General features: G+C 33.6%; 22 protein-coding genes. 21 read left to right on the top strand and 1 reads right to left on the bottom strand.

What is annotated here, in order from left to right; genetic code table 11:
* Nucleotides 1-599: 599 nt before the first annotated feature.
* From SLH48_RS16115 to perR, 20 genes are all read left to right on the top strand, one after another.
* Nucleotides 600-1,613, top strand: coding sequence for an ATP-binding cassette domain-containing protein (locus tag SLH48_RS16115; RefSeq protein WP_320258983.1), 1,014 nt, complete (start codon nt 600-602; stop codon nt 1,611-1,613).
* Nucleotides 1,606-2,397, top strand: a complete 792-nt coding sequence (locus SLH48_RS16110; RefSeq protein ID WP_214480475.1) for an ABC transporter permease — start codon at nt 1,606-1,608, stop codon at nt 2,395-2,397. The genes SLH48_RS16115 and SLH48_RS16110 overlap by 8 nt, the downstream gene beginning before the upstream one ends.
* A gap of 4 nt (nt 2,398-2,401) precedes the next feature.
* Complete coding sequence (locus SLH48_RS16105) at nt 2,402-3,187, top strand: ABC transporter permease (protein WP_320258982.1); 786 nt, start codon at nt 2,402-2,404, stop codon at nt 3,185-3,187.
* Nucleotides 3,188-3,623: 436 nt separating this feature from the next.
* Entirely contained in the window at nt 3,624-4,034 is a 411-nt protein-coding gene (locus SLH48_RS16100) for a potassium channel family protein (protein WP_214480473.1), read from the top strand.
* 97 nt (nt 4,035-4,131) lie between these two features.
* The gene (locus SLH48_RS16095) at nt 4,132-4,620 is read left to right on the top strand and encodes a MarR family winged helix-turn-helix transcriptional regulator (RefSeq protein WP_413785434.1); all 489 of its coding nucleotides are present in this window, start codon (nt 4,132-4,134) and stop codon (nt 4,618-4,620) included.
* Nucleotides 4,621-4,889: 269 nt separating this feature from the next.
* Entirely contained in the window at nt 4,890-5,597 is a 708-nt protein-coding gene (locus SLH48_RS16090) for a pirin family protein (protein ID WP_214480472.1), read from the top strand.
* A gap of 173 nt (nt 5,598-5,770) precedes the next feature.
* On the top strand, nt 5,771-6,397 hold the full coding sequence (locus SLH48_RS16085; RefSeq protein ID WP_214480710.1) for an FMN-dependent NADH-azoreductase: 627 nt from the start codon (nt 5,771-5,773) through the stop codon (nt 6,395-6,397).
* A 479-nt stretch (nt 6,398-6,876) separates the two neighbouring features.
* Nucleotides 6,877-7,347 carry a thioredoxin-dependent thiol peroxidase gene (gene bcp, locus SLH48_RS16080; protein ID WP_320258981.1) on the top strand — a complete coding sequence of 157 codons (471 nt, stop codon included), beginning with the start codon at nt 6,877-6,879 and terminating at the stop codon, nt 7,345-7,347.
* Between the two features lie 319 nt (nt 7,348-7,666).
* Nucleotides 7,667-8,461: a hypothetical protein gene (locus SLH48_RS16075; protein WP_320258980.1), complete on the top strand. Its 795-nt coding sequence runs from the start codon at nt 7,667-7,669 to the stop codon at nt 8,459-8,461.
* Between the two features lie 4 nt (nt 8,462-8,465).
* Entirely contained in the window at nt 8,466-8,837 is a 372-nt protein-coding gene (locus SLH48_RS16070; RefSeq protein WP_214480469.1) for a GntR family transcriptional regulator, read from the top strand.
* Entirely contained in the window at nt 8,834-9,535 is a 702-nt protein-coding gene (locus tag SLH48_RS16065; protein WP_320258978.1) for an ABC transporter ATP-binding protein, read from the top strand. Before SLH48_RS16070 ends, SLH48_RS16065 begins: the two co-directional genes overlap by 4 nt.
* 435 nt (nt 9,536-9,970) lie before the next feature.
* A complete protein-coding gene (locus tag SLH48_RS16060) occupies nt 9,971-11,095 on the top strand; it encodes an MGDG synthase family glycosyltransferase (RefSeq protein ID WP_320258976.1) in 1,125 nt (374 codons plus the stop codon).
* Between the two features lie 17 nt (nt 11,096-11,112).
* Complete coding sequence (locus tag SLH48_RS16055) at nt 11,113-11,802, top strand: DedA family protein (RefSeq protein WP_320258975.1); 690 nt, start codon at nt 11,113-11,115, stop codon at nt 11,800-11,802.
* A 55-nt stretch (nt 11,803-11,857) separates the two neighbouring features.
* Nucleotides 11,858-12,655: a patatin-like phospholipase family protein gene (locus SLH48_RS16050; protein ID WP_320258974.1), complete on the top strand. Its 798-nt coding sequence runs from the start codon at nt 11,858-11,860 to the stop codon at nt 12,653-12,655.
* A gap of 171 nt (nt 12,656-12,826) precedes the next feature.
* On the top strand, nt 12,827-13,177 hold the full coding sequence (locus SLH48_RS16045; protein ID WP_214480464.1) for a flagellar basal body rod protein: 351 nt from the start codon (nt 12,827-12,829) through the stop codon (nt 13,175-13,177).
* A 16-nt stretch (nt 13,178-13,193) separates the two neighbouring features.
* Nucleotides 13,194-13,829 carry a PspA/IM30 family protein gene (locus tag SLH48_RS16040; protein WP_320258972.1) on the top strand — a complete coding sequence of 212 codons (636 nt, stop codon included), beginning with the start codon at nt 13,194-13,196 and terminating at the stop codon, nt 13,827-13,829.
* A 155-nt stretch (nt 13,830-13,984) separates the two neighbouring features.
* A complete protein-coding gene (gene liaF / locus SLH48_RS16035; RefSeq protein ID WP_214480462.1) occupies nt 13,985-14,719 on the top strand; it encodes a cell wall-active antibiotics response protein LiaF in 735 nt (244 codons plus the stop codon).
* Entirely contained in the window at nt 14,716-15,762 is a 1,047-nt protein-coding gene (locus SLH48_RS16030; RefSeq protein WP_320258971.1) for a sensor histidine kinase, read from the top strand. Before liaF ends, SLH48_RS16030 begins: the two co-directional genes overlap by 4 nt.
* Complete coding sequence (locus tag SLH48_RS16025) at nt 15,755-16,387, top strand: response regulator (RefSeq protein ID WP_214480460.1); 633 nt, start codon at nt 15,755-15,757, stop codon at nt 16,385-16,387. The genes SLH48_RS16030 and SLH48_RS16025 overlap by 8 nt, the downstream gene beginning before the upstream one ends.
* Before the next feature lie 665 nt (nt 16,388-17,052).
* Nucleotides 17,053-17,499, top strand: coding sequence for a peroxide-responsive transcriptional repressor PerR (perR, locus tag SLH48_RS16020; protein WP_250886470.1), 447 nt, complete (start codon nt 17,053-17,055; stop codon nt 17,497-17,499).
* A gap of 49 nt (nt 17,500-17,548) precedes the next feature.
* Here perR and SLH48_RS16015 read toward each other — a convergent pair whose 3' ends face one another.
* Nucleotides 17,549-17,914, bottom strand: a complete 366-nt coding sequence (locus SLH48_RS16015; RefSeq protein ID WP_214480459.1) for a YgzB family protein — start codon at nt 17,912-17,914, stop codon at nt 17,549-17,551.
* A 191-nt stretch (nt 17,915-18,105) separates the two neighbouring features.
* Here SLH48_RS16015 and SLH48_RS16010 point away from each other — a divergent pair, with 191 nt between their 5' ends.
* Nucleotides 18,106-18,981 (top strand): nucleotidyltransferase-like protein, encoded by an 876-nt coding sequence (locus tag SLH48_RS16010; RefSeq protein ID WP_214480458.1) that lies wholly within the window; start codon nt 18,106-18,108, stop codon nt 18,979-18,981.
* Nucleotides 18,982-19,275 lie beyond the last annotated feature (294 nt).

Below are 19,275 nucleotides of genomic sequence, written 5' to 3'. Positions count from 1 at the left end.
GATTCTTCGGTTCATCATGATCATTCATTCCAGGAAAAATACACCTTCATTTTTTATAGATCGCTTGCTTATCGAAGGTGAACAAAGCGCTTCCGCTTTTCTGGTTGTCTAGCTCCAGATCCAATCCCCTCCTAATGGAAAGCCTCCCGTGCTTGTCGGGGATGAACAAGGCGCTTTCGCTTTTATATTTGTCCAGCTCCGCCTCCTAGCCTCTCGAGTCGTTTCACCTTTTCATCAGAAGACAAAAAGCGTCTTCAGTTGAAAACTTCCAACGCTAGTCGAGTGGAGTCATGGATGACGACTTTCTGCCGTTGCCCACAGGACGTGGGCTGATGTTAGGTAGAAATGAGTCGGCTCCACTTTTATATTTGTCCAGCTCCAGCGCCAATCCCCTCGAGGTCACTTCACCATTTCATTTGAAGGCAAAAAGCGCCTTCGAATGAAATGCTTCCAGTGCTTGTCGGGGATGAACGATGCGCTTCCGCTTTTATTTATTATACTATCAAAATATATTTTTGGTATGCTGTATGCTTTGTATTTGTTTCATTCACAATATTTATATAAACTAGTTTTTATCGTGTGTAGTTGGAGGGAAAAAAATGAAGAATGTAATAGAAGTAGATAGACTGAACAAAGAATTTAAGTCTTTTTCAAGTCGAGCTGGGTTAAAGGGAGCGTTTCGAGATTTATTTACTCGAAATTATAAGTTAATTCATGCTGTTGATGATATATCGTTAACGATTAAAGAAGGAGAAATGGTAGGTTACATTGGAGAGAATGGTGCTGGTAAATCAACAACGATTAAAATGCTTACAGGTATTTTAACTCCATCGTCTGGAAGTGTTCGCGTGAATGGGATGAACCCTCATAAAGATCGTGAAAAATTCGTAAGAACAATCGGGGTAGTGTTTGGTCAGCGGTCACAATTATGGTGGGATATTGCGGTACAAGAATCATTTAGGTTATTAAAAAAAATATATCAAGTGTCTGATGAAGACTATAACAATCATATGGGACACGTTATTGAAACGTTAGATATTGGACCTTTGTTGGATAAGCCTGTGCGAAAGTTGTCTTTAGGTCAACGTATGCGCTGTGAACTAGCTGCAGCTCTTATCCATAACCCGCCGTTATTATTTTTAGATGAGCCTACAATTGGTTTGGATGTGTTAGTAAAGCTTAAAATTAGGAAATTCTTAAAGGAAATAAATGAAAAATATAAAACAACAATATTATTAACGACACATGATTTATCGGATATTGAAGCATTATGTGAGCGTGTTATCATGCTTGATGAAGGGAAAATCATATATGATGGTTCATTACAAGCACTTCGATCAAATTGGGGTGATGGTAAACAAATACAGTTTCAATTTACGAAGGAAATAAATGAAGCTGAATTATTGTCACATACTGGTGATCTAGATGTTAAGTGGCAAAATCACGAAAGAATGAATGTTTGGATTGCGAATGTCAGAGATGAAGAAATAATCATTTCAGAGCTCATTCGAAGAATTGTGGCAGTATACCAAATTAAAGATATTAATATTAATGAGGTTGCTACTGAAGAAATTATAAGAAATATATACGAAGAAGGCGTTGTTAATGGATAAATATATAGAAATGATTAGAATACGCTTCTTAATGATGCTGGCTTATAGAACAAACTATTACAGTGGGATTTTAATTTACAGTATAAATATAGGTGCATACTACTTCTTATGGACAGCAATCTATGGTGATAAGGGCGAGTTACAAGGATTGTCTGTTATACAAATGACTACGTATGTAGCGGTAGCTTGGATGGCTAGAGCTTTTTATTTTAATAATATTGATCGAGAGATTGCGATGGAGATCCGTGAAGGAAAGGTAGCGATAGAACTCATACGTCCATACAACTATTTAGGTATGAAGACGATGCAGGGATTAGGAGAAGGTTTATTTCGTTTGTTGTTTTTTTCTTTACCGGGTATGTTTATTGTAGGATTAATTTTTCCCTTTAATTTTTCTACTAGTGTATCAACATGGCTTTATTTTATTATTGCAATTGTTTTAAGCTTCATTATTAATACTCAAATTAACCTAATTACCGGAATTATGACGTTCTTTTTATTTAATAACGATGGCTTAATCCGTGCAAAAAGAGTAGTGATTGACCTTTTTTCAGGATTACTGCTACCTATTAGCTTTTATCCATTATGGGCACAAGAAGTTATGATGTTCTTTCCGTTTCAGGCAATTAGCTATATTCCGAGTATGATATTTACTGAAGGATTCAAAGGAAATGACATCATTGAAGCACTTATGTTCCAACTTATATGGGCAATCGTATTAGTCATACCTATTAAGCTTTTATGGAATAGTGCTAAAAAGCAGCTCATCATTCAAGGAGGATAAAAACGTGTTTTACATATCGACTTTTTTTCAATACGTTAGTCAATATTTAAAAACGAGATTACAATATAGAGCAAACTTAGTCGTTGAAATTTTATCTGACTTTTTATTTCAAGGTGTAAATCTCGTGTTTATATTAGTGGTATTCGGTCATACCCAATTGCTAAATGGGTGGAGTAGGGAAGAGATCATTTTTATTTACGGCTTCTTCCTTGTACCGTTCGCTTTGTTTACATCTTTTTTTAATATTTGGGATTTTAATGAGAGGTATATTGTTAAAGGTGAAATGGATCGTATTTTAACTAGACCAATTCATAGTTTATTTCAAATTGTGCTTGAAAGGATGGAGCTTGAGTCATTATTTGGTGGCGTGACAGGAATTGCGATAATGAGTTATGCAGCTTATCAATTGGAGTTAGCTTTTCACTGGTATGATGTAGTAATTTTTATATTATTTGTAATTGGCGGTGCACTTGTCTATGCCGGGATTTTTATTATGATTGCTAGTATAGGCTTTTGGTCTGATGCTCGGACATCAATTATGCCTATGATGTATAACATCGGGAACTATGGAAGATACCCAGTTGATATTTATAATAAAGTAATTCGTTACATATTAACATGGATATTACCATTTGCATTTGTTGGAGTGTATCCAGCTGCGTATTTTCTTAAGAGAACAGAGTGGTATGGATATTCTTTTATTACTCCAATTATTGGTATTTTGTTTTTCGTTTTAGCTGTAGTTATATGGAACATAGGAGTGAAAAAGTATAGAGGGGCGGGCAACTAGCATAACGGATTTTATTTCTATGCCCTTATATTAATACGATGGTTGTTTCACATTGATTGATGTTTTTCGTACTAAGAAATAAACTTGGAAAAACAACGATGATACCGGGGCAACTTTTCATTGTATAAACCGAGGCTCTACTTATGTAAAACCTTAGTCTAAGTTTTATTAGGCTAAGGTTATTTTGTTCGATTAATTTAGGCTGTTTTCACGTTGATTGTTGTTTTTCGTAAGAAATAAATACGTATAACCCAAGCGTTCGTGGCATCTTTCCTCATTTAAAATGAGGTCAATTTATCTATTGTTGTCCTAAACTCGTCTCTATAGCAACAAAGTTTTTGAAAAAAGCCTTTATTTATGTACAAACGAGAATAGGCTTGTTTTTTTTTCGTATATATAGAGTAGGTTTAATCGATGGAATATTGGAGGGGTAGAAATGGTGAGTTTTATCGTCTTGCTTACTTTTTTTTGCATTATAATGAGTGTCAGAACGATATGGAGTTTAAAACGAAAAGCCCACCAATTAGTATCCTTTGAGAATTTGTTTGCGTTAGTTACTATTTATATAACGGTATTAGTCGGGTTTGGGTTAATCTATACGATACTTGAGGAAAATGGCTATTCAATATTAAAAGAAGACGGTCAACATATAATAGGAGATTTTCTTACTAAGCTACAAACAAGTATGTATTTCAGTGCAATAACATTATTATCTGTAGGTTATGGGGACATAACACCAGTTGGTGGCGGCAGATGGATTGCGATAGCAGAGGCATTATTAGGATACACAATACCAGCAGCCTTTGTAGTGAAGACAGTTATTCAGGTTGATAAGAAGGAGAGCTAATTAAAAATCATATTCCCATCTATTATCTAAGCTCACCACGAAGCGAAGCTTGAGGAGGGGGATTCTGGGATGATAAATTGACACGGAAGGATGTGTTATGTATAATGAATTCAAGATATTGGATATTGAGAGGTTTGATATAATGGAAGAAAATAAAGAAATTAATTCTGCACTTAAGCTATTTGTTGTAATGTCAAAAGCACAGCGTTCGATTGTAGATGTTGTTAGCAAAGATGTTAAAAGCTATGGCTTAAACACAACTGAATTTGGTGTGCTGGATTTATTATATAATAAAGAAAAATTTCCATTGCAAAAAATAGGTGAGCATATCTTAATTGCTAGTGGAAGTATAACATATGTTGTTGACAAATTAGAGCAAAAAGGGCTTATTGAACGAAAAGGTTGTCCGAAAGACCGTCGTGTAACTTATGCGGCAATAACCAAAGCTGGGGTCGAGTTAATGGACGATATATTTCCGAAACATAAAAAGGTCATTGATGAGATTTTCTCTGTGCTTACAGAAGATGAAAAACAGATGATGATTGGATTATGGAAAAAAGTAGGATTTCATGTTTCGCAGTCATAGTTAATATTTAGAAACAAAATTTTTTTGGTTGCATTTATCTTGAATTCGTGATATATTAATTCATGACAATTCAATTGGTTCATAATAGTCGAATGATACCTCGATTTAATAATATATAGAATTGAGATGTTTAAGGTAATTAATATTTTTTTGCAAATATATCTCTAATTAGAGAATTCTATCTTTAGATTATATTTGTGTAAATGTATGAAGCTACGAGGTTTTGGTATCAGTTGAAATAAATTTACACACTAAAGGGGTGAGAGAATATGATTAAAAAATTTCCCGCTAATTCAAGACATGAGATGAATCATGGATGGCTGAAAACGCATTTAAGTTTTTCCTTTGCGGAATATCATGACCCAGAAAATGAAACCTTTGGTCCATTACGTGTACTTAACGATGATGTTGTAGCTCCTTTACGAGGCTTTGGGAAACATCCACATCAGGAAATGGAAATCGTCTCAATCGTATTATCAGGGCAATTACAACATGAAGATAGTCAAGGTAATAAGGCAACGACGACTTTCGGTGAAATTCAACGGATGTCAGCAGGGACTGGAATATATCACTCGGAGGTCAATCCATCTAGTGAAGAAGATGTTAACTTTTTGCAGCTTTGGTTTTTCCCGAAAGAACAAGGTGTAACTCCTTCATATGAAAAGACAGCTTTTGATATCGGAGCGATGAAGAATCATTTACTACCTGTTGTCGCTAATCATCCTGACAATAGTAAAGTAGCAGATATTAATCAAGACCTAACGATCTATTTAGCTGATTTAGAGTCAGATCACGCTATAACGTTTACACAAGATAAAGATAGAAAAACGCTCATTTTCGTCATTGAGGGAGAGTTACTTCTTAATGGAAATACAACATTAAATAAAAGAGATTCAGCACGTATTGTAGACGTAACTTCTCTAAATATAGATGGGGTTGGTCAGTCACGGTTTATGCTAATTGATTTGCCAGCATAACGTAGCACACTTTAGGAAATCATAGGTTGTCACAATATTGGAGGTGATGCCTTATTGGAAGTGATTAACCAATTGGGTTATTGACTTCTACATGTTAATGAGGAGGATAAACAATGGGATTTATTAATAATATTATAAATAAATTTAAAACTAATAATGGGAGTGTAGAAAAAATGACAAAAGTATTATTTGTAAAAGGAAATCCAAAACAAGAGAAAGATTCATATTCATTACGCTTAGCAAATGCTTTTATTGATGCGTATAAAACTGAAAATCCAAATGACGAGATTATTGAGCTAGATCTATATAAGGAAAATATCCCTTTTATTGATGGTGATGTGTTATCTGCATGGGGGAAATTCGCAGCACAGCAAGAGCTTACTGCAACTGAACAAGAAAAAGTAGGTAGAATGAATGAGTTAACTGATCAATTTATAGCTGCTGATAAAGTGATCTTTGCTGCACCAATGTGGAATTTTGGTTTCCCACCGATGGTAAAAGCTTATATTGATACAATTTCAATTGCTGGAAAGACATTCAAATATACTGAAAATGGTCCAGTTGGGTTATTAGAAGATAAGCCAGTTGTTTTATTAGAAGCGCGCGGGGGAATTTATTCAGAAGGTCCAGCAGCAAGTGCGCAACATACTGTAAGCCATTTACAAACTGTTATGGGCTTCATAGGCATTCAGAATTTCCAAACAGTTGTAGTTGAAGGTGTTAACTTTGATCCTTCAAATGCCGAGAACATATTCCAAAATGCGGCTAACAAAGCAAAAGAAGTAGCAAAAACATTTTAAATAATGACAATAAAACCACGTCACATTAGAGACGTGGTTTTTTATTGTTGTTTTACCAAGGTGTTGTAATCGTACCAATAAGTTAAAATGTACCCAAATTTCAAATCCCTCACTAAAACGATGTCAATTACATGGGCTCTTTTCGTAAATTTTGTTGCTATTGAAACTAATATAGAACAGCAATAATAATTTTTATGCAATTGACTTCAATTAAATGAGAAAAGATGAAGCGTATACTTAGTTTATACGTATTCTGTTCTTAGTAGTACGAAAAGCAACAATCAATGCGAAAACAGCCATTACATAAAAGCATAATAGCTGTTATTACTCAGTATTTATAGTAAATTACATATTGAGCAGATATGTATTTGAGTTTGAAAACAATTCATTTGTTTTTATTGTCCTATTAGCGTTAAACTTTACATAGAAGTGTTCAAAAAAGGCGAGCTATGTCAGTCGCTATTATATGGAGGCATACTATGAGCTTAGAACTTAATCAAAAAGCACCTGATTTTCAACTATTATCAAATACTGGTGAAGAAGTTAAGCTGTCCAATTATTTAGGCAAGAATGTTGTAGTATATTTTTATCCAAAGGACATGACACCTGGATGTACAACCGAAGCGTGTGATTTCAGGGATAGACATGAACAGTTTACTGAATTAGATACAGTAATTCTTGGGATTAGCCCGGATCCAATCGAAAGGCATAAGAAATTTATTGAAAAGCATGGATTACCTTTCTTATTACTCGTTGATGAAGACCATAAAGTTGCTGAAGAATACGATGTTTGGAAGTTGAAGAAAAACTTTGGTAAAGAGTATATGGGAATTGAAAGATCAACTTTCGTCATTGATAAAAAAGGGAATGTGGTAAAAGAATGGCGAAAAGTTAGAGTGAAAGACCATGTAGAATCAGCTCTACAATTTATAAAGGATAACTTACAATAACAAAGGTAAATCAATCATTTTTTTCATAAGGCTCTCTTCGTGATCTTTGTTGCTATTCATACCAAACGACAGGGAGCGGTCATATACGGTTGTCATCGTTTTTTGGCAGAATGATGCCGTGGGTTGTGTTTTAGTTCGTAAAACAACAATTAATGCAAAAAAGACTCACTTTAAGAGTGTAGAGAAGATACATAATTTCTCTACACTTTTTTTATGCCATTTTAGACTTGTCCATATATTGACAATTACATTGTTACGGTGTACTATGTAACTAGAACACTAAAACAATTATTGAATTAAATTATTAGGAGGTAGCGAAATGGAAGGAACAAGTTCCTTTAGTGGGTTATTGAAAAAAGATTTTTTACTAATGAGAAGTCATTTAGTCGCTGTTTTAATTTTAAATACAGCAGCCTTTGTTTTAGGTTGGTACCTTTATTCAAAATTATCATGGTCTAACTTTGATATTGGACTTAATGGGTTAGAGGTGATAGATGATCATTTAATTAAATTTATTCCGTTGTTAACTATTAGTGTATTGCATGTCTTTTTTTTAAGTGTATATATGTTTTCTAGCTTGAATAAAGAAGCAAAAAAAATGCATTTATGGCTGCATAATCCTCAACCATCGTTTCAGTTAATAGCTAGTAAATTCTTAAATGGCTTTTGTGCATTAATCATTTCACAAGCAACAATCATCATTTTCATATTAATTAACTTCATTCCACTTTACGGAGAATTACAATCACCAATTTTGGCTGAAATATTTAATCTTGCCTCGCTAGAGATGTTCTATATTATTAGTATCTCAACAGTACTTTCAATCACCGTTCTCTTTTTTTGGGTAATATACCGTTTCATTAAAACTAGAATAGGTAAAGGATCCAAATTAATACTTTTCCTTATCATTATCGTATCACTTTATTTCTTTAACTCTTTGATGAATTTATCAATCATGGAGGTAATGTTAGAGTGGGGTGCTTATGAGATATATTATCCTAGTATTTTTGTTAGTGGAGCAATCTATGCAGGTTCACTCTTGTTTTTCTTAATATTCACCGCATGTTTGTTTTTCATATCATCATGGCTTATTGACAAGAAGTTGGAGGTATAAAGTAATGGAAGACTTTCAAGCAAATAGACCGATTTATATGCAATTAGTAGACCGGATTAGTCATAAGATTGTTAGGGGAGAGTTAAAACCGGGTGATAAATTAAAATCAGTTCGTGAAATGGCAGTTGAATCAGGGGTAAATCCGAATACGGTTCAACGAACTTATAGCGAAATGGAAAGGGTGGGTATTGTGGAAACGAGAAGAGGGCAAGGGACTTTTGTATCAGAAAGTGAAGAAAGGCTGGAAATGTTAAGAGAACAGCTTAAATCAAATCACATTATGAAATTCATTCAAGAAATGACTGCAATGGGATTTAAGCAAGATGAAATTATAAGAGACATCCAATCCTTTATGGTAAAGGAGAATATGAAATGATTGAATTACAAAATGTTACGAAAAAATATATCGGTAAAACAGCTTTGCATAATGTAAGTTTATCATTTCCTGAAGGTAAGATTATAGGAATTATCGGCGAGAACGGCAGTGGGAAATCCACCCTTTTGAAGTTGATGGCTGGATTAATACAACCTTCGCAAGGCTTTGTGAAAGTAGGTAATATGCAAGCTGACAGACGAATTTGTCATGTTGTAACCTATTTATCTGAGTTAGACGATTATTATCCATTTTACACCGTCAAGCAGACAATAGAATTTTTTGCAACTCAGTTTGAAGATTTTCAGTTATCCAAAGCTTTTGAGATTATGAAATTTATGAAGCTAGATCCAAATCAAAAGGTTAAGCATTTATCTAAAGGGAACCGAGGTCGATTAAAAATAGTATTATCTTTAGCTAGGGATGTACCTTATATATTAATGGATGAACCTTTTTCAGGGCTAGATCCTATGGTAAGAGAGTCCGTTGTCAAAGGACTCATATCGTTTATCAATTTGGAAAAACAAACTGTCATCATAACAACTCATGAGGTTGATGAAGTTGAACCCTTACTGGATACGGTTGTTGTACTTAGAGATGGCAATGTAGTTAATATTACTGATGTTGAGCATTTACATGAGGAAAAACATATTGGTATAGTAGATTATTTGAAAAGTTTACATGAACCTAAAAGTAGTTGAGGATTTTGAAAAAGAAAATAAATGTACCTCCCTTCACCTAGATATATGACGAAAGGATGGGGAGGTTATTTTTTTTCATTCGTAAGATTTGTGCAGAATTATCTTCTGATTTTTAAGTATATTCAAAACTGAATGTAACAGCTTGATTGTTAGTCTTAATTAGCTATAAGCCTTAAGTCTTAGAGAAGTATAATACTCTGGCACGTTATGTAAAAACCTTGTATTAGCTAAGATTGAATTACGTAAAGTTGTGAATGTTAAATCCAAGGTGAACTTGTTTAAGTTAATGTGAATATCGGAATTGGGTAGAGAGGCTTTTCTACACGGTCAATCCCCCTTGTATATGTGCTGTATAGAAGCCCAATTACAACATGGAGCTTAAAAAGATGAATCTTAGTGAATTCAATATACTTGGAAGAGAAGGGAGAAATAAATATGAAAAAAGTTTTATTTTTACCATTGTTAAGAATGCCATCAGGGCATCATCAAGTTTCAGAGGCTTTCATTCATTCATTTAATTGTCATGACCAGTATGTAAAAACGAAGAAGATAGATTTGCTTAGTCATTCAAATCCTCCTTTAGAAAAGTTTATTACTTCGTTTTACCTAAAATGGATTAAACTAGCTCCGCAATCTTATGAATGGGTTTATAAAAATTTTGGATATTCATCATCTAAAAATTATTCCTTACAGTGGTATGAGTTATTCTTTTTGAGGAATATGGAAAAACTCCTGCAGGAAGAGAAACCTGATTTAATAGTAGCTACACATGGCTTTCCATCATTTTTAGTTAGCCGTTTAAAAGTAAAAAATAAAATCGACATACCTTTAGTCAATGTTTATACTGACTTTTTTATTAATAATGTATGGGGAAGAGAAGGTGTTGATTTTCACTTTGTTTCAAGCGAACAAATGAAAACATACTTAATAGATGAAAACGGAATATCACCAGATAAAATTATATTGACTGGTATACCAATTAGTGAAGTATTCAATGGAATGAACAGGCAGTTTAAGCAAAAAGAGAGATATCATATTCTCATATCAGGTGGTAGTAGTGGTTTAGGAAAAATAACAGACTTCTTGAGTAAAGTTGATATAGGAGAAACAACTCAATTTTCTGTATTATGTGGTAAAAATGAAAAACTCTATCAAGATCTCAAAAATAGCAAGAACCCCTATATTACTCCATATCCATATATCTCTTCTAGAGAAAAAATGAATGACTTATACGAAGATGTTGATGCAATTGTTACGAAACCTGGCGGAGTAACTGTCAGTGAAGCTTTGCAAAAAAGGTTACCTATCTTTATAGAATCTGCCTTACCAGGTCAAGAAGATTTTAATTTGGCATACCTACAAGAGAAAGCACTCGTGTACAAACTAAATGCTAATACCCCACTAAATCAACAACTTATGGACAAATTAAATAATAAAGAAAACTGGGAAGAACATCAACGTAGAATAGAAGAACATGTTCAAAGTTTTCATAACCCGTATGAACAACTATTGCAAATTATGAAAACGACCAACCGCATAGAGGTTGGTTGCGTTGGCTAAAAGAAAGGCATTTTAAGTTGAGTTTTGTTGAAATTGTCCAAAATTTAGGAGTTGTTGGTTTATTCATCTCAATGTTTTTAGAAGGATCTTCATTACCTTTCCCTGGGGTAATAGTTGTATTATCGTATGGATTTTTATTAAACCCTAGCTATGTTAATTTGGTTGTGATTTCAATTGGCATGGCAATGATATATACATTGGCAAGCTTCATTCCTTATTTAATTGGTTTAAAGATGAGTTCTATATTTCCTAAAAAACTTCAAAAGGGGATTAACAAAGCCAGGTGTTGGTTTCAAAAGTACGGGACTTGGAGTATTTCTTTATCTAGACCATTTGGTATGGGGAATTATATTTCATATATAGCAGGAATGAGCGAAGTGAAGGCTAGCGTTTATACCATTCATACATTTTTAGGTATTTTACCATGGTCATTTTCGGTGTTATTAATAGGTAAGTTTGGGAACGAAATAGCAATAAGAGATTTTTTCAAAGAATACCAGATTTATATTTATTCATTCTTGATCGTAGTGCTGCTTATTTATGGTTTATATATATGGTGGAAGGCAACAAACAATACTAATGTAGTAAAGGGGCAAGTTCAAAAAAAGGAAATGATAGACAATGAAAAACAGCAGAACTTGGCTCCGGCGTTGGATATGTTGGTTCGTGGGGTCCGTGAAGAGAGGAAAAAAGAGGTAATGAAATAATTCACTCCTATCGATCTCTAATATGTAAAATTATAGAAACAGGAGGAAGTAAATAATGATGGAAACTGGTTTATCGCTGAGTGGGGGCTCTTTAAGGGGAGCAGCACATATTGGAGTTCTAAATGAACTACAATTTCAAAACATAGATATTACACATATTGCTGGTACGAGTGCAGGTGCATTAATTGCAGGTTTATATGCATGCGGTATGAGACCAGAACAAATGGAACATGAGCTAGAAGATTTATCAATTAGGAAAATGTTAGATATACAAGTAGGTAGAAAAGGATGGGTAAAAGGAAAACGGATTTATGAAAAATTAGTTCAGCTTACAAATGGTAAGCACTTTTCAGATCTTGACATACCGTTAGCAATTATAAGTTTAGACCTTATTTCTGGACAGTTGGTTATTATCAAGTCAGGTGAAGTTGCTAAGGCGATTCATGCTAGTATCGCTATTCCTGGTATATTTGCACCTGTAAAACATGGAAATCAACTTCTCGTTGATGGTTATATTTTAAATAATAATCCAGTAGATGTGGTGAAAGATATGGGAGCTCAACATATTACAGCGGTGAGCATTAAAGGGTCAAAAGACAGTAACCCAAAACATATTTTTCATCAGCTTTCACGGTATATAGGAGTTGCAAGTAAATATCATACAAGCCAGCTCGTAGAGAAATATGCGGATTTAATCATTAATATTGACCTTCAAGGGGTCGCTCGCTCTGAGAGAAAGTCTATGGACAGATATATTGAATTAGGAAGGCAACAAGCATGTGGAGCTTTTTCTAGTTTAAATATGAATGCTAGTGAAAGTGTTGCTAACATTTATAAGCAAAAGGTTGTTTAATACTGGGTTTAAATGGCTTTTTTATATAGAATGAGAACGCAAATCACTATGAATTGATATTAGGGTCTTATCGTTACTAGGACTCGAGTCTTAATAGAAAATAGAGCGCAGGCGCGTTATGAAAAAGTGTAAAAATAGATATGATGGACTTAAGAAAGGAGGAACATAATAATGAAAAATGTTGGTTTGTTTATAATCGGTGGAATAGCTGCAATGGTGTTAATTTCATCACTTGGACCAATGGTTGGATTAGCAATTAATCTTCTCATCCTCTATTTAGTTTTCAAACAGTTTATGAAAACCAAATCTACATTCGCTAAATTCGGATGGGCGTTAATCGGTATTGTGATTCTTATGATCGTTGGGTCACACATTCCAGCTGTTATTGGTTTTGCAGCCGCTTATGTTTTATATATTGTGTATAAAAAATGGAATGCTAGTCAAGATACGATTGAAGAAGAAACAGATGATCCCTTTGTAAATTTCGAAAAACAATGGTCAGAAATGAAAAGGTATAATTAAAAGGAGATGACGAGAAATGGCTAACATAATTTCACGTATAAGAAATAGTATTGAAGCAGATTTACATGATGCTCTTGATAGAAAAGAACATAAAAATCCTGTGGCAGTTTTAAATCAGTATTTGCGACAATGTGAGCAAGAAACAGAAAAAGCCCGCAAATTATTAGAACGTCAATATACATTAAAAGATGAATTTACTCGCGAATATAAGCATGCAAAACAATTTGCAGAAAAAAGAAAACGACAAGCTGAAATCGCTTCTCAAGCAGATGAAAAAGAATTATATGATTTTGCAGTACAAGAGCAAGCTCAATATGAAGAGCGAGCATACCGCTTAAATAATTTACTTACAGAAGCTACTCAACAAGTAGATGTCCTTGAACGAAAATATGAGGAAATGAAGCATAAGGTAAAAGATATGCACATTAGACGAATGGAGCTTATGGGTCGAGAGAATATTACTCGTGCACATCACCGTATGAACAAAGTAATAAATTCGAATGACGCAAAGAACAGCCCTTTCACTAAATTTGAAGAAATAGATAATTATCTAGATCGATTAGAACATGAAGTAAATAGTTCATATTTTAGAAACACAATTGACGCACGGATTGCTCAATTAGAGAAGGAAGCAAAAAAAGAAGTAAATTAGAAGAAACGCATTCAAATTTCTAGACTAGACATGGTATGCTAGAAGGCGTAGGTAACTGCGCCTTTTCGGTTCTAAAAATTGACTTATAGTGTGAGTCCTATCAAGTAGCCATACAATTTTAAAAGAAGAGGTCTTATACAGAGAGGAGTAAGCCCATGTTTAATAAAATAACTACAGAACAGTTAAGCTGGATTGTAGTAATAATAATCGCTATGCTACTGCTAGAGGTTTCGTTTTTTAACAGTGGGGTTATTTTTTCTCTAATCGTTTCAATAAGTTTAATTTATATTGGCCGCAAACGTATGCCAAAGGCTAGTGGGAAAATTCTGTTTTGGTTTGGGTTACTTTTTACATTATTAAGTGTAACAGGTATGATGACGTTTAAACTCTTGCTGTTGGTCATCATTATTTTCTTAATTAATAGTTTCGTACAAACGAAAAAAGAACCAACAATTATAAAGCCAACAATAAAAGAACCTGAAATAATAGCTTCTGAGGAAACATTAATTACACGTTCGCCTCTCATGAAAAATATTTTAATCGGGCAACAACAAACACCGTCTCATGTATATGAATGGAACGATGTTAATATTCAAGCTGGTATTGGTAACACCGTAATAGATTTAAGTTATACTGTTCTTCCTAAGGGAGAAACAATTATCTTCATTAGAAATTTTATAGGTAATATTGAAGTTCTTATTCCATATGATTTAGAAGTTAGTATTCGCCATTCAGTTTTCATTGGTTCATCAACGGTTTTTGAAGTACATGATGCCAATATGTTTAATCAAGTATTTAGCTTACAAACCCCTCAATATGATAATGTTGATCAAAAAATAAAAATTGTTACCTCAATGATAGTCGGGAATATTGAGGTGAAGCGAGTATGAATGCTATCCAAAGGCAGCTGATTATTGGTTTAAGTATGTCGATGGTTGTTTTACTAGTGACATTGATTGGTACATTTCTAGTATTTCCATTACCAGAATGGAACGTTTTGTGGAAAAAAGAAATAATGGAGATACCGTTTGTACTATTTATTGTTGCCATAAGTATTATTGTTGGGCTTCTTTTTGGCGCGATCTCTGGATTATCTTGGAGAAAACAACTTATATCAATAAGTGGTATGCTTCACCAAATGGAAACTGGTCACAAAATAAAAGTAGATGAAAAAGCTCCACTCAGTGAAATTCAAGCTATTCATGATCGAATGGACAAAATACAAAGAAAGATGTCGGAACAGACGAAATTATCAAGGAAGCTAGCTAATGATATTGTGGAGGATCAAGAGCAACGAATTCAAGAAATGATTTCTCAAGAGAGGAATCGCTTAGCTCGTGAATTACATGATTCAGTTAGTCAGCAGCTATTTGCAGCATCTATGTTAATGTCTGCGATCAACGAAGCAAATCCCCATTCAAATGAGCGTGAAACGAAACAGCTAAAAATGGTTGAACAAATGATTCATCAATCCCAGCTAGAAATGCGTGCTCTGTTGCTTCATTTGAGGCCAGCTGCTCTAAAAGGGAAGTCTCTTCAAGAAGGGATTGAGATGCTATTAGTGGAATTATCACAAAAAGTATCAATGTCGATCCAATGGAAGATTGAAGAGACACCTATGGAAAAAGGAGTGGAAGATCATCTGTTCAGAATATTACAAGAATCGTTATCAAATACTTTGCGTCATGCGAAGGCTACTAAACTTGAAGTGTTATTGATTCAAAGAGACGAACTAATTATTTTACGTGTAGTAGATGATGGAATTGGCTTTGACGTGGAAGAAACGAAAGCAGGTTCTTATGGTTTACAGAATATGTATGAACGGGCGATCGAAATAGGTGGTACGATGAATATAGTAAGTGTGAAAAATAATGGTACCCGTCTTGAAGTGAAAATACCGATATTAAGAAATGAGGGAGAAGCTGGTGATTAAAGTATTATTTGTTGATGATCATGAAATGGTTCGTATCGGTGTGTCATCATATTTATCTGCCCAATCAGACATAGAGGTGGTGGGTGAAGCCGATAATGGGAAAGATGGTGTTGAACTAGCACTTTCATTACGTCCAGATATCATCCTTATGGATTTAGTAATGAAGGAGATGGATGGGATAGAAGCAACTCAGGTGATCATCGATCAATGGCCAGAAGCGAAAATTATTATTGTTACGAGTTTTTTAGATGATGAAAAAGTATATCCTGCTTTAGAAGCAGGTGCAACGAGCTATTTATTAAAAACTTCAAAAGCTAATGAAATTGCTAATGCAGTGCGAGAAACGTATCGTGGGCAGTCAGTTCTTGAACCCGAAGTAACAGGGAAGATGATGCGGAAAATGCGACAAAAAAATGTTCAGCTTCTACATGAAGAACTAACAAGTAGAGAAATGGAAATTTTACTATTAATGACAGAGGGGAAAACAAATCAAGAAATTGCTGATCAGTTATATATTGCATTAAAAACGGTGAAAGCACATGTCAGTAATATTTTAAGTAAATTAGAAGTACAAGATCGAACACAAGCGGTGATTTATGCATTTAAGCACTCGTTAGTTAAGTAATCATATACAAATTACCCCTGTTAAATCTCACCTCAAAGCCTATCTTTTTTAGTATAGGGGCAAACATCCAAACGAATTCATCTTAGTTGAGTATGATAGTATTGTAGGGCATACCTCCTCAGTATTCAATACAATTCATTTTGCGGGATTTAGTTCCGCATTTTTTTGTGTATGGATCTTTTTGTAAACTTTATTGCTTTTTCACTTACATTCGAGAAATTGATTTTTATTATATGCTTTAGAGAAGAAAAATTCCTCCAAACGTTTGTTATATTCTCGTATAGTTCTTATTATGAAAAGCAACAATTAATGCGAAGGTAGCTTTGTGTCTCAAGAAGTTAGGAACTTGTTATTTATTTGAAGTGAAGAAGCTCATTTTGTTAATTTCTTGCTAAAATTAACAATGTAGGATGATGCTATATCCCCTTGTCATAGCTTTAACGCTAGTTGCATAATTGTTTCGCTTTAGTAGGTAAAACAATACTAGTCCGAACAATCTTGAAAAGTGGATACTAATCAAATAATTTGTATTATTTTTTTCGAATAATGCGTAAAATTAGATTTCATCTCATATAGTAAAGGTGTATATATTGACAAAACTCAGTATAACAATGTAGACTAATTATAAATATTATAAAGTAAGAATCTTTTTAGGAGAGAGGTGCATGACGGTGTCCCATCATGACCAATTGAAAGAAGCTCTTGAGGCGTTAAAGCAAACAGGGGTTAGAATTACCCCACAACGTCATGCGGTTCTTGAGTATCTTATTCATAATGTGTCACACCCCACTGCTGACGATATTTATAAAGCGCTTGAAGGTAAATTTCCTAATATGAGTGTAGCAACAGTATATAATAACTTGAGAGTGTTCCGTGAAGTAGGTTTAGTTAAAGAGCTAACTTATGGAGATGCATCCAGCCGCTTTGATTATGTTACAACAGATCATTACCATGTGATATGCGAAGAATGTGGTAAAATTGTTGATTTCCATTATCCTGGATTGGATGAGGTAGAAGCCTTAGCGGAACATGTGACAGGATTTAAAGTAAGCCATCACCGTATGGAAGTTTACGGAGTATGTGAAGATTGTCAACAAAATAAAAAGCATTAAAAAGCTGATGGTCGAAAAGACTATCAGCTTTTTATTATCTTATAAGATGTTATTTGGTTATTGTTTTTTTGTCTTTTTTATTATATTTTTCATTAAATTCTTTTCCTTCAAGTGATGGATCAAGAGTTAGTGGTTCATTGCAATACATACATATATCTACTTTACCTAACATTTTTGTTGGCTTTTGGCATGATGGACACACTACTTGAACAGTTTTTGTAGATAACATACCAATCCAAAAGTAAACAACCGTACTAGCTACAATACATAGAAGACCTAAAATCATAAAGACAGTCATTACAACAACAGATGATCGAAAGAATATTCCACCATACATTACAAGAACCCCAATGAAAATCAAACTAAGCGCAAATGTGCGTATCTTGTTTATTTTACTTGAATATTTTTTAGCCATGCCGTCAACCTCCTAATTTAATAATATAGCATAACTAAAATAGAAATGTACACGCTTAACAATTGCATTGTATAGACATAAGAGAGTATATTTATTGATATCAATAGTTTCGATATTAATAACTTTAAAAATTAAAGGTTATTTCATATTAATATCGAATAAATTATTATCAAAAAAGGGGGGAATTTAAAATGGAAGATATACTTCGTCCCATTTATCAGGAAAGAGCGAGTCATAAAAATACACTAGGTGTAATTATCGTTGAAAAAAAGGGAGAAGCTGTTAGTTCTATCACAGATACATTTGATGTTGTGTTATTAGTCATTATAAAAGATTCAGAACAATCGGTTCAAATTAAACATTATGAATTCAATCATAACAAAGCTGCTTTACATATTGTAGATGAAAACCAATTAAATGAATGGGTATTATTAGGCTCTAATAGAAAAGTTACTGAATGGTTAATGAATGGACGGGTTTTATTTGATAGAAATGAATACATTCACAACCTTAGAAATGAGTTAGAGATGTTTCCTAGGGACTACCGTAAACTAAAAATGGGAGTAGAATTTGCTAAACTAATTAGAAGATATTTAGAAGGTAAAAAATTTTATGAATCTAGGCAATATCTAGATGCGTATAATTATGTTGTTCATGCGCTGCATCACCTTGCACGTTTAGCGGTTATTGAAAATGGGTTTCATCCTGAGGTTCTTGTTTGGGGACAAGTAAAGCAAATTGAACCTGAGATTTATAAGCTGTATGAGAAATTAATTGAAGGTGAAGAAACATTAGAGAAAAATTTAGAGTTATTATTTTTAGCCAGTGATTTTCTTATCAGTTCAAAAATTGAGCTAGGCTCTGAACATTTACTTGAGATTTTATCAAGCAAAGATGAACCATGGACTTATGAGGATATAATGAATCATTCGCAACTTACTCATTATTCAATAGACCTTTCTATTATGATAGAATTTTTAATAGAGCGTGGGTATATTCATGTGCATAAGGTGGAAACAAAGGGTCAGCAAATTTATCACAGATGTTATTCTGTAGAAAGTAATTAAAAAAATATAAAAAAGCATATTGACGTATAATTATCCCCGTGATATATTTATATTCGTCGCTGCGGAACAATGTTTTAAAGCAGCACATTATAAAAACAAACTAAAAAAAGTTATTGACATAACAACTTGGAAATGTTATATTAAAAAAGTCGCTTATGAGCGATAACTTAAAAAATGTTCTTTGAAAACTAAACAAAACAAAAGCGTCAACGTTAATTTTTTTTTTGAACGAATGAGCAATCAAACTTTATTGGAGAGTTTGATCCTGGCTCAGGACGAACGCTGGCGGCGTGC

Origin of the sequence: Cytobacillus sp. IB215316 (assembly GCF_033963865.1) — a bacterium.
GTDB lineage: Bacteria > Bacillota > Bacilli > Bacillales > SM2101 > Nanhaiella > Nanhaiella sioensis.
Note: the sequence above shows the minus strand (reverse complement) of the source record. Positions and strands in the feature narration are given on the sequence as shown.